Origin of the sequence: Bacillus cereus group sp. BfR-BA-01331 (assembly GCF_022663915.1) — a bacterium.
Lineage (GTDB): Bacteria > Bacillota > Bacilli > Bacillales > Bacillaceae_G > Bacillus_A > Bacillus_A mycoides.
The window spans coordinates 75,966-88,423 of record NZ_JAKUGJ010000001.1 but is presented as its reverse complement, the minus strand read 5'-3'; the positions used below and the strand labels follow the sequence as shown (position 1 = coordinate 88,423).

Here is a 12,458-nt window from a genome sequence, read left to right as displayed (position 1 = left end):
CATGAAAAGATTAGTTTTGTCGGAGATTGAAAGAATTTTTTCCAGAAAAAGCACGAAAATACTGTTTGCAATCTCTATTGTTTTTCCAATAATATTTTTTTATTTATGTCAACTAAGATGGAAATTTTCTACTTATATTGTCGATGGAGTAGAACTGCCCTTAAATAGCCTTAATTACCCAGTAACACAAATGGGTGAATATAATGCCCTTTTAATATTTATTCTATTACCGTTATTTTTTTCCGAATCGTTAAGTTCTGAAATTGATTCTGGTGCGTATAAAATGATTTTATTACGACAATCACAAAAATGGAAATTATTAGCAAGTAAATGGATCTCTCTTGCAATCATTTACTTAGGAATGCTTATATGTACGTATTTCACAAATGCTTTAATTGGATATTTATTTCTACCTAAGGTTAATTATACAACCTATTATAATATAACTGAGAATCTAAATTCCCTATATTCCACCGTATACAATTTAAAATTTTACTTAATTATGTTAGTAGTTCATATGGCATTACTTGCAGCAATCTCATTACTAAGTTTGATTGTCCAAAAACCAATATTAACATTTTTGGGAAGTATCGCATTGTTAATCGTTTGTATGTATGTATTCACACCAGTAAATATTATATTCTTCCAAACCTCACAAGTCGCTTTTTCTATTCTAGGAGGAGCATTTAATTTAAATTATGTATTTATATTTTCGATGATAGTTCTATTATTATTCAGTTTATCTGTATGGATGTGGAATAAAAAAATTGGAGATATAGTATAAATAACATAATCTAAATAAAAATATCTATAGTGATTCGCGTCCTCTGTTCTCTATGGAAACGTGAATCACTTTTTCTCTTTATGCATTACTGTTAATTTCAATTGCACTTAACCACATTCCAAATGACAACGAATTATAAAGCACTGGTTATATGTTTCACTCAACTAAACTTGAAGCCTGCTAAAAGCTTTAAGCATAGAAATTGTTCTTTGAGCTTCTTATGTTTTTCTATTTACTTGTTAAAAAATTTGATTAAATTTATTAAATAAACATTTCTATCGGAAGCCTTGTAACACCTTTTGCTCGTTTCCAAGCAGCACCAAAATAAGTAAATATTCTTAAATTACCAAAATTCCAAGAATATTTACCACCTCACAAGTCATAGGTAATAGTGTAAATAATTTCTTTACTTACTTGAAAGATATATATATTTCTATTGAAATCTAATCCCATACTACCATTCTCAATAGTTGATGAATAAACTTCATTTCATCTTGGACAGACTCGTCTCAAACAAAATACTGTTCTTTTTATACTACACACCACTCTTATTCCTGAAAGAATATATTTAAACTATATGAAAAAATTTAAATTCTAACATTGAACTAATATTATCCCATTTAGGTAGACAGTAAAAAATAATCCCTTAAGGGTTAACATGGTATATGAGATCGGAAGCATTTCAATGGTGTAGAAGAAGCAAATACTTATTTGAAGGAACAGGTAAAATATTTAAAAAGTACAATCCAAATCTACATGGGAAGGACTGATCCTAAAGAAAGAACGTTTTGCGATTATCAATAGACTTCGCACATCCCATCCCCTTCGTTTCTTATTACAAATTGCCGAGGTGTCCAACCTGACTACTACAACTTGTAAAAAAAACACTCCCATGCGGCTTTACACCACCCAAAAGACGCATGGCATAAAGAACATATTATATCTATCCATCGGAAACATCCGGATTATAGATATAAATGTATGATTCGCACTTTATCCCGGAAGAAGTTTATATGGATCACAAACACGTTAGACGTTTTATGTATGAATTAGGCACCCGTTCTATTATTGGAAAAAACGTCCTTTTTACAGAAGGAAAGCATCGATTGTGTTTCAAAATCATCTGAATGGAGAGTGTCACGCGGATAAGGACAGTAAAATGATTAAGAGACAGTACATATATAAGGATTGGAGAAGGGTTTACGTATTTGTCAGCTGTCTTAGATTTGTATAGCAATGAAATCGTGATATGGAAGCTATCGCATAGAAATGATTTAGCACTTGTACTTTCTACATTAGAACTATTGACAGGAATCAAATGTTCTTCTGAAACTCTTCTACATTCTGATCAAGAGTTTCAATATACATCGAAAAATTATGCAAAACAGTTAGAAATAAAAGGAAATGATTTTAGGTGAGGGAACTAATTTGACAATGCATGTATCAAATTATTCTTCTCTCATTAAAAAACAGGGACTTTGTATTTATTGCGGCCAAAAACAGATGAAGCGACCTATGAAGCAATACAAAAATATATCACATTTTATAATCAAGAATAATTCCAAGAAAAACTTCACGGCCTTTCCTCGATATTCTATCGGGGAAAGGCCGTGGCATAAATTTTTTTTTATTATTGTCTAATTGACAGGGATATGATTAAAATATAAGCTCTTTTCTCTATCTGCTAACAGCATTATAGATGTCAAGTATACCTTTTCCTAGTAAATGTGATTCCGTTGAAGTTTTATCTACTCCAAATCTATATAAATGCCTTGTAGCTTGTTGGGGCAAATCTTTAAAATGATATTTATCAATAATCAATGCTACAGCACCAGATACTTTTGGAGCAGCAGTTGAAGTTCCAACACCATATACGTATCCTCCATTTGGTTTAGTACTTATTACTTGTTCTTTTTGAAACCACCCATCTTTCATCCATGTATCTCCATATTTATTAAAAAACCTTATATCCCCTCCTGGTGCGGCAATATCACTGAATCCCTCTCCATAATTGGAGAACAATGACAATTCGTTCGTCGGTCCAGTTGAAGCCACTGTAATAACCCCTGGTAAACTAGCTGGAATATCTAATCCTTGTCCTTTATAAGTAACGCCTTCTTTCAAAACCTCTCCTTTTAGGAATTTATCCATGGCTTCAGAATCAGTTACATCAATCCCATCATTTCCAGCCGCCGCAACAACAACACTTCCCATCTTCTTTGCATATTGGATTGCCTTTTTATAGGCCTTAATTTCAGCTAATTCCTTTGTAGATGAATCTTCTTTATAATAAATAGTACCTTCAATTAAATAAGAACCTAAACTTAGATTAATAACATCCACATCATCTTTGGCAGCTTCTATAATTGCTTTAGCAATCCATACGGGTTCAGCAGATTTCCCCCCAAAAACTCTATATGCTCGTATACCTACTTCTGGTGCAACACCCTTCATTAAGCCATTTGCAGCAATAAGCCCTGCAGTATGTGTACCGTGTCCTCGCTTATCTTCAAGATAGTTTATATCACCAGTTTCATCTTGTTCTCCTCCCCTAAAACCACCTTGGGGAACTAGATTTTTAGATTTACCCACTATATTTTTTGCCAAATCCGGATGGTTCACATCTAAACCTGAATCTATTATTCCAACAACTACATTATGAGTACCTTTAAATTTTTCATAGCTTTGTCCATTATGAGTTACTTGTTTAACATCCCATTGTAAGTCCCATAAAGATGAAGCTGTCGATGTTAATTGTGATTTAGCTGTATCCTCTAAAATTTGTTGAGGCTTAACAACACTTGTGGAAGAATTAATTTCTTCTACAGATGGATCTGCTTTAAATTGTTCAATTTTTTCTTTCTTAGCTTTAACTTGAACTAATCCAATTTCAGGAATATCATAAACAACATCAATTTGACCACTATATTTTTTTATACGATTTATAAAATCTTCTACATTTTGTTCTTCTTTTAGAAGAATTGTATAGTAACCATCATTATGGGCTTCCGCATATACCTTTTGCATCCCAACAGTAGGACTTCCTGTTATGAAAACAAGTAAAATAAGAAAAGAAATGATTTTTTTCATGAATAAACCTCTCTCTAAACAGTTTCATTGGGCATTCGAAATAAGATCTCTATTATTCTAAACATTATTTTGTTAATTTCAGATAAAATTATACAAAGAAAAAAGAGAATGTTAATATCATTTTATATTTTTATATAAAGATTGATAACTGAAACATAATCATACTTTTTAATATACGATCTTCGATATTTAGAATGCATTTTGTTGATATCGGTAATTTTTCAACATAATCATCTTTTGACACAGACACCTAACTGAATACTAAATAAGTAAAAACGCTGCGTCCCAATTTGTACGTATAGGTTTCAATAATCCAAGTAATACAAGAAGTATACCGCTCACCCCTTCTATTAACCCAATATTGATTGAACTATTTATTTTATCCTTATCTAATTCATAATTATAAAAACCAAAATTTGAATCTTTATCAAACTTCTCTAAAATCATTTCTAAAAGTTCCATTATATATTCTTTGAAATTCGGCTCCTTTGTATCTATATACATTAGGTTAAGTATATGAAGTAACCCAGCAAATCCATGACAAAATGTAGGTGAATAAAGGCCCCATTCATTTCTTTCAAGTTTAAATATATCATCTAAAGCCTTAAGTGACACATCTATATATTCTTGGTTCCCCAATGCTTTTCCAGCAAGGTAGATAGTCCTTGCAACCCCCGGGGTTCCATAGCACCATGCCGCACGTGAAATATTTTCTTTTTTTCCTTTCCCAGCTATAAACTCTTCCCAATCAACCCTAAAAGACCAAAATAAACCTTTCTCTGTTTCAATTTTAAATTGTATAATCCAATCTGCAATTTTAGTGATAGCTTCTTTGTGCCCAGTTACTTCAATTCCATTTTCTAAAGATTGAGCAAGTAAGGCTAGCGGTCCTGTAATACCATGCGATAATCCTAAATTGAAATTACCATTCGGATAAAGTTTTTTCTCATGGTCTAAGAATTGATTTTCAGATGAAGTATACCACCCTGGAGCCAAATGCCCATTTATTTTTTTATCTTGTGTCATTTTAATTAAAAAAGATAAAATTTTTTCTAAAGAATCTCTTTCTCTTTCTTTATAAAATAATAAGTATCTACCAACTCCTGTTAGCCCTGATATTACATCATAATCTGACATTTTCAAATTATTGGCCTCTAACCTCTCATAGTATAAAGGTAACATAAGATTTATTTGTTTAATAATTATCTCATTTATCTGTTCAATAAAATTTTGATAACGAGTAAAACCCTTTGATAGAGCTGTTACTGCAAGTCCAATTCCTGCCAATCCCTGAAAAATAGATGTAGATGTCATACCCTTTTCAGCAAGATATTCATTTATTTTTAATACATAATTATGCGCTATTTGATCCCATTTATCGTTTGAATAATGTTCTGACAACTCTCCTAATAAAAGACATATACTAGGATATCCTGTACTCAAACTCCCCTCTTCCCATGGAATTATTTCTTGATTTAACAAGTGCATAACATTACCTCTATTGGTGACAATCCCCTTTACATACTCTGGATCCTTCATTATATTAGTAATTCCTAATATAATGTTTTCAATTTTACTTTCAAGCCCTTCGCATTCTAAAGTACAAACGTACTCTCTTGCATTTTTACTATTCATTGATGCTCCTCACCTTCATTAGAAGTAACTTTAATTCATGTTATATTCTCTTGTACTGGCTTCATTGAATGGAGATGCTTGAATGTTATACAACACATTATAATATTCATCTTTTTCAATCAGTTCATCATGACTCCCTGTTGCTACAAGACACCCGTCATTAAACACAAGAATTTCATCTGCAATCTTTATCGTAGAAAATCTATGCGATGTAAAAATCCCGATTTTATCCTTAACTACATTAAAGAATTTATCAAATATATCCTTTTCAGAAATAGGATCAAGTACCGAACTTGGTTCATCTAAAATGTAAATATCTGCCGGCTTAAAAAACGCACGAGCTACAGCTACCCTTTGCCACTGACCTCCTGATAATTGGTGTGAATCTGAGAACCAACTTCCTAATTGTGTGTTTATTTCTTTTGGGAAATTATCTATCAATTTCTTTATTCCAGTCATCTCTGCTGATTTTAGGATACGTTCTTCATTAGATAAATCTTTTACATTCCCAAATCCTATATTATCCTTCACACTTAATTCATATTTTACATAATCTTGAAATACAACACTCATTTTTTCTCTAATGTCTTCCTCACGATACTTATTTATATCTTGATCATTAATTAATATTTGCCCTTCCTTCACCTTATACAATCTTAATAAAAGTTTTGTGAGCGTAGACTTTCCTGAACCGTTTTCCCCTACAATTCCTATTATTTGTCCTTTTCTTATAGTAAAACTCACATTCCTTAGAGCATACTTTTTAGTGCTTGGATATTGAAATGATACATCCCGAAACTCAATTTTTTCTATATCTTTAAGTTGAAGAAGCTCCCCTTCATTCATTTTATGTTCAGTAACCTTAAGATCAAGAAATTCAAAAAATTGTTTTATATATAGATTACTTTGCAATAAAGAGGCGACACTATTAAATACACTTTTAAAACTCGATACACACAAACCAACCGCCTTCATATAAGCCATTAAGCTGCCAATAAGAATTTCACCAGTAAATGTAACAAAAATGATAAAAAGTGTTATTAAGTGCCCAATTAATTCTTCAAGGCAACTAAATACTAAACCTACTACAGCTTTTCTCCTAGCTATTTGTTTATCAACTACTAAAAAATCATCATAGATTTTTTTATATCTACCTACTAAATATCCTCCTAGATTAAATGCTTTTACTTCCTTATAATTAATATCTTTTGTTAGTAAAAACGAATAGTACCACGATTTTCTAAAAGTAGGTGTCCGTTTTACTTGAATATCAAATTCCCACTTTCCTATTATTAATGAATAATAGGTAGAAATAAACGGCACTATTATTAATAAGAGAACGATCCACCATTTCCATGTAATTAGTACGATGGCAGATGATAATAATGTTATAATCCCAGTAATTACACTTAATAATGTGGTGAAAATTTGAAAAGGTCTAGTACCAACCTCCCCTTGTGCTCGTTGCAGTTTATCATAAATTTCTGAGTCCTCAAAGTCTTCTAAAGATAGCTCAGACGACTTTTCCATAAGTTTAACATTTAACTTATACACTAATAACAGTTGTAATATATTTTGTAAATATCCTTGTATAATCTGCAACACCACTAGTATTAATGACACAGCTACTAGTAATACAAACCAATATAATACTGGACTAAAGCTTTTTCCTATAGAAATTAAAAGGGTATTAATGAGCTCTTGAGTTATCAAAAGTGTTGCTACAGGAAGAAATCCTTGTACGACCGCTAAAATAAATATAAAAATCATATAAAACTTATTTACTTCAAAAAGTAGCTTTATAGTCCTTATCCAATACTTCATTGCTAAAAATATTTCTTTCAATCTGCATCACCCATATTCTTCCTATTATTGAATTGTGTACATATCTGAAGCACAAAAATCTATATTAAATTTGATACTTAGATAGTCAATCTATTGCTCATACATATCTTAGACTATATCAAAAAATTATAATTACTATTTATCCCTCTAATTTAATTAAGGAATTGAGACATTCTGTCTTCAAAGAAATTACAATCATGTCTTACGAAGACATAACTAAAGTAACCTAATTGTACCTTCGGATTATATGAGTATACACTTTTACATCAATATATAATATACTAAGCTCATTTTAATTTACCAAATATTAGAAAAGTATTCAGCCAGTATATTAAAAAATAACTTATCTCGCAATAAATCCTTCTATTAAATATCTAATAAAGTGAAAATGCCATCAGTGGGGGTCTTCATCGCCCACTGATGGTTAGTTGAACTAATTGCGCTTTTACGGTCAGTTATCCCCCATCTATCTTCCCCGAGTTTTTCTAATTTTTTTTTAGATAGACATCTTACTGCCCGTTAATACGAGATAAAAAATTAAAGTTCTACAGTTGGTTCTTTATAAAAATAACTTAAAGCATTTAATGTATGCCTCGCTAAAGTATTTAACTTATTTTCATACGCACGATCTATGCCTATCATTCTATTGCAATGTAAATGTATTACACTTAATATAATATTTTCTTTTGAATTAAAAAGTTCACCTCTCGATTCTAAAAAATTTATTTTTTCTTTATACAATTGAATCACTTTCTTACGATCGTCTACTAATTCGTACAAATTAGTACTTTTTGTACGAATCCCCAGTTCAATATCTTTATTCTTATTACACAAAGTTATTAAATTGTTTCTTTGTTTTCTAAAATCACCTAGGTAATCTTTATAATCAACAATTTTTTCCATTATACTCAATTGTTCTTGATGAGTTAATCCAAATTCCTGTAAATAATCTAATATACTAAACACACAAATATTTTCAAAACTTGTTTCAAGTAAATTTTCTTCTTTTAATCTTAAAAGCTCCTGTACAAACTTACTATCATAGAAAAATAGATTTTCTGCATCCTCTATTAATTTTGGTCCTCCATATCTTTCTACTTCTCTTTCATAGACATCAATTATTATTTGAGATACAAGTCCCCTCTCCTTCAGACTATTACACTGTTCACTAATATACGTTATAAGTTCAGGGAATTTTTCTTTATTTAACATATGAAATCTTAAGCGTATATGTTTGCTAGTATCTGCATATCTCATATAGAAAAACTTATCAGCAAGTTCTTCTAATATTGCAGTTTGACAAATAGACTGTAATTCATGTCCAATAAGCTCATCTTCCATTTTGCTATTACAATAAATTTTAAAATATAACCACTCACTTCCTGGTGATTTATCTCTTACCTTCCTACATTCATCACTATTACGTACACTAAAATTAATCTTTTCTTTTTCACTAATTACTTCTTTATTTTTAATAAACGGTACTATTATCTCCGATAAATATGTACCAGAACCCCCTTCTATCCACTCCTCATAAATTTCATTCCCAAATTCATAAAATTGAACTTTTTTGTTTCTTGAGTGAAACAATTCTTTTTGAATTATTTTCAAATGCAAATCATTTCTTGTATCCAGCAATACCCTATTATCCACATCAATAAGATAAACATACCTAGGCACTTTTAACTCTAGACACCACTTATTAAATTGTCGCTTAAAACATTCGAAATCTTCTTTTAATAATTTGAGATCCAGTTCTAACATACTTAAATTCAAATTCCATGTTGCAGGTAAAATAGTTACTCTCCCAAAGTTAATTCTCGGAATAAAAGCCATTTTTGTCATCCAACTAAATAGTGGAAGCTTCCAAGGTATTATCCCATCATTCGAGATTTCCTTCAAAAACCTACACAGATTGTGACATCCTGCTACATTTAACATATGCCCTGTGGTGATAATAATTCTTTTATTAAGAGATTTTGAACGTATGTAAAATCCGCTTCCATTTATACCAATTACCAGATCTGACATTTTCAAGGTTTCTCGTTCCGTTTTTGACGAATTTGTCCCAATTGAAAGTTCATAGTCTCTAATATTATTGATAGTTGAAACATTTGCAGATCGTCCATAGTCTGGGAGATATACCATTTCTGCTATTACAGTGTCTTCATAAAATTCTTTTTCTAATTCATTAATTTTATATATTTTTTTCTTGTCAGCATTATTAAATAAATCCATAAATCTTCCAAATGTTTTACCAGCTCCATCCGAACCTGTATTTGGTACTAATTGTATCTTATATTTTCCTCTATCAATATCTTTAGGTTTTCTTGCCGCTATAGTACAATACAATTCCATTGAAACTGGCGCCTTTTTTAATTCTGCTTTATTTTTAAATTTTTCGTATTGAGCATCTTCTATGTTAATCTCAAAAATTTCTTCACTTTTAGAAAGAGAAGCCTTAGAAATTTGCTCTAACAAATAGTTTTCTAACTCATTTAAATGATCAGTTTGTGAATTTTCAATCTTCCTGTGACTAATTGGATTTATGTATCCTCCTGGAGATCCAAGACCTATGTCAGGATCCAGCAACTCTAATACTGGAATCTCTATATATTCACCATACTTTTCTAAGAAATCTCGTTTATAGCTCTCTAAAGCATTATTGATATTATCTTTAGGTGAAAGACTCCAAAGAAATTCTGCAACCTTTGCTAATTCTTCTGAAATCGACTTATTTAATATATTATCCTTTGTTTTTACTGATAAATCTACTTGCAAAGGAGTACTAACTTCACATACATTTTTCATATCATCAAATATTTCCAAAATTAATTCTTTCCCTTTTCCTATCGGTAAATTATTATATAATTCTATATTTCTTCTTATTTCTACCAATTTCATATGGTATTTATGAAGAATCGTTATTTTGGATAATTTATTAATAACGTAGTCAAACGGATTACCTGTTGTTAGCACGGGTCGCAGTTCGCTTATTAAATATTCATTTTCAAATAAATTCCACACAAATTGTACAATCGTAGCTTCCGCAACTTGTGGATACTCTTCTTTTATTATATGTATTAAATTAGAGAACACTATTGGTTTCTGAGCTGCTTTAAAAACCTTTTCAATAACTTCGTTATATTTTATGGAAGATGCTAATACTTCCTTCTCTTTTTTCTTAGCTCTTTCTCCATACTGTGTATTATAAATAAGATTGACTCTTGAGCCATTAACAACTGAAAGATGATTAGCTATAACTTTTAATGGCATTACGTTATCTATATTTGACTCAATTTGTTTTATAAAACTTAAAAGCCATTCCATATCAGGGCGAGCCCTTTTTTTAAAATAATCAATGTTCTCTATTTGGACATTTGTGCTGTCATCAAACCCCCCCATTGAAACCCCAGAAAACAACCCAAACGGCGTTGGTCTAGTACTCATCCGAATTAAGTACTTAGTTAAATTTAAAATAATTTGTTCTTTCTTCTTTGTATCAGGATCATTCTTTAGCCTTATCAACGCCTCATATAATTTAGGGCTGGCGACAGTAATCATCTCAATTATTTTTTCATTACTAAGAATATTATTTAATATATAATCTACATTCTCTTTTTCTGTTTCAATCTCTGCAATGTTCTTAAAATATCCAAGTGGATAAGTGGGTGTACGTAACATAAAAAAATCTAATGGTTTATACAATTTTTCCATAATTTAACTAGTCCTCCAACGATTATATATATCAATTTTTAATCCCATCAAAATATAATTTTATTTTTAAAAATAATTTAAACTTATATTTAAAAAATTTGAGAAATGGCAAAACCATTTCTCAAATTTTTTAAATATACAATTTTTATAATACAAAAATAAATACAAACTAATTACACTTCCGATAACTAAAGAAACACTATACTAAAGTAAAAACAAACCCATGTTCACATGCACATGTTCCTAGTGTACAAAAATATTAACTCATATACCTGGTTCAACATCCTTTATTGATTTTTAAATCTAAATCAAATATTGTACTAATCTCTGCCCCTAAATTAGTAAACTAATTCAGGGGCAGAGATGTTAACATATGTAACACATAATTCCCAATCATAATTTTTAACTTAGTTAAAAATTAAATATATGTAATATTACATCAAGTGAAACTTACGGCTACAAACCACTATGATTTTATAATTAATTATTAATTTATTGATTGTACTATAATAAATCTAAAATTGTATTTTATTAATTGTTACAATTATAAATTGTAAGCTCTACACTGCAACATGCTGATTGGATTGTTTTCCCACCCGCACATGCACATGTTCCTGGTGTACATGCAAACTTACTCCATAAACGTGGTTCAACACCGTTTGATGATTTATCAATTTTTAAATCTAAATCGAATAATTTGTTTTCCATTTTTTTCACTCCATTTTTAAAATTTAATATTAAGAAAAAAAGATTTTATAACCGTTTTATTTTGTTTTAGTTGTACAGTGATAAATTGTAATCTCTACACTACAACATGCTGATTGGATTGTTTCACCACCATCACATGCACATGATCCTGGTGTACACGCAAACTTACTCCATAAACGTGGTTCAACACCGTTTGATGATTTATCAATTTTTAAATCTAAATCGAATAATTTGTTTTCCATTTTTTTCACTCCATTTTTAAAATTTAATATTAAGAAAAAAAGATTTTATAACCGTTTTATTTTGTTTTAGTTGTACAGTGATAAATTGTAATCTCTACACTACAACATGCTGATTGGATTGTTTCACCACCATCACATGCACATGATCCTGGTGTACATGCAAACTTACTCCATAAACGTGGTTCAACACCATTTGATGATTTATCAATTTTTAAATCTAAATCGAATAATTTGTTTTCCATTTTTTCTCACCTCCTCATCTGTTATACATCTTATCACAATAAAATTATATTTCAATACATATTTTGAATTTTTTTCATTATTTTCATATTAATACCAAAAAAAACAGAAATTACATTGTAATTTCTGTTCTCGATTAATGGGTTGTTCTCCTATAAAAATCTTTTTATCCTTCTTAAAGTAACTTCTGATTGTAA

The 12,458-nt window shown here is 30.1% G+C and carries 8 protein-coding genes and 1 pseudogene; 2 read left to right on the top strand and 7 right to left on the bottom strand.

The window, feature by feature from the left end:
* Position 1: 1 nt before the first annotated feature.
* A complete protein-coding gene (locus MR155_RS00410; protein ID WP_242307538.1) occupies positions 2-784 on the top strand; it encodes a hypothetical protein in 783 nt (260 codons plus the stop codon).
* 669 nt (positions 785-1,453) lie between these two features.
* Positions 1,454-2,343: pseudogene (locus tag MR155_RS00405) on the top strand (IS3 family transposase); the annotation flags it as partial.
* A gap of 118 nt (positions 2,344-2,461) precedes the next feature.
* Here MR155_RS00405 and MR155_RS00400 read toward each other — a convergent pair.
* From MR155_RS00400 to MR155_RS00370, 7 genes are all read right to left on the bottom strand, one after another.
* A complete protein-coding gene (locus tag MR155_RS00400; protein ID WP_242307535.1) occupies positions 2,462-3,874 on the bottom strand; it encodes a S8 family peptidase in 1,413 nt (470 codons plus the stop codon).
* A 261-nt stretch (positions 3,875-4,135) separates the two neighbouring features.
* A complete protein-coding gene (locus MR155_RS00395; protein ID WP_242307533.1) occupies positions 4,136-5,509 on the bottom strand; it encodes a lanthionine synthetase C family protein in 1,374 nt (457 codons plus the stop codon).
* 30 nt (positions 5,510-5,539) lie between these two features.
* Positions 5,540-7,354 (bottom strand): ABC transporter ATP-binding protein, encoded by a 1,815-nt coding sequence (locus MR155_RS00390; RefSeq protein WP_242307531.1) that lies wholly within the window; start codon positions 7,352-7,354, stop codon positions 5,540-5,542.
* 537 nt (positions 7,355-7,891) lie between these two features.
* On the bottom strand, positions 7,892-11,071 hold the full coding sequence (locus MR155_RS00385) for a lantibiotic dehydratase (protein WP_242307526.1): 3,180 nt from the start codon (positions 11,069-11,071) through the stop codon (positions 7,892-7,894).
* A 531-nt stretch (positions 11,072-11,602) separates the two neighbouring features.
* The gene (locus MR155_RS00380; RefSeq protein ID WP_242307524.1) at positions 11,603-11,779 is read right to left on the bottom strand and encodes a gallidermin/nisin family lantibiotic; all 177 of its coding nucleotides are present in this window, start codon (positions 11,777-11,779) and stop codon (positions 11,603-11,605) included.
* 56 nt (positions 11,780-11,835) lie between these two features.
* Entirely contained in the window at positions 11,836-12,021 is a 186-nt protein-coding gene (locus tag MR155_RS00375; protein WP_242307523.1) for a gallidermin/nisin family lantibiotic, read from the bottom strand.
* Positions 12,022-12,077: 56 nt separating this feature from the next.
* Entirely contained in the window at positions 12,078-12,263 is a 186-nt protein-coding gene (locus MR155_RS00370; protein ID WP_242307523.1) for a gallidermin/nisin family lantibiotic, read from the bottom strand.
* Positions 12,264-12,458 lie beyond the last annotated feature (195 nt).

What these genes read in the sequence shown, in the direction of transcription:
- MR155_RS00410 (WP_242307538.1), top strand. Translation starts at nt 2, where the DNA reads ATGAAAAGATTAGTTTTGTCGGAGATTGAAAGAATTTTTTCCAGAAAA.
- MR155_RS00400 (WP_242307535.1), bottom strand. Translation starts at nt 3,874, where the DNA reads ATGAAAAAAATCATTTCTTTTCTTATTTTACTTGTTTTCATAACAGGA.
- MR155_RS00395 (WP_242307533.1), bottom strand. Translation starts at nt 5,509, where the DNA reads ATGAATAGTAAAAATGCAAGAGAGTACGTTTGTACTTTAGAATGCGAA.
- MR155_RS00385 (WP_242307526.1), bottom strand. Translation starts at nt 11,071, where the DNA reads ATGGAAAAATTGTATAAACCATTAGATTTTTTTATGTTACGTACACCC.
- MR155_RS00380 (WP_242307524.1), bottom strand. Translation starts at nt 11,779, where the DNA reads ATGGAAAACAAATTATTCGATTTAGATTTAAAAATTGATAAATCATCA.
- MR155_RS00375 (WP_242307523.1), bottom strand. Translation starts at nt 12,021, where the DNA reads ATGGAAAACAAATTATTCGATTTAGATTTAAAAATTGATAAATCATCA.
- MR155_RS00370 (WP_242307523.1), bottom strand. Translation starts at nt 12,263, where the DNA reads ATGGAAAACAAATTATTCGATTTAGATTTAAAAATTGATAAATCATCA.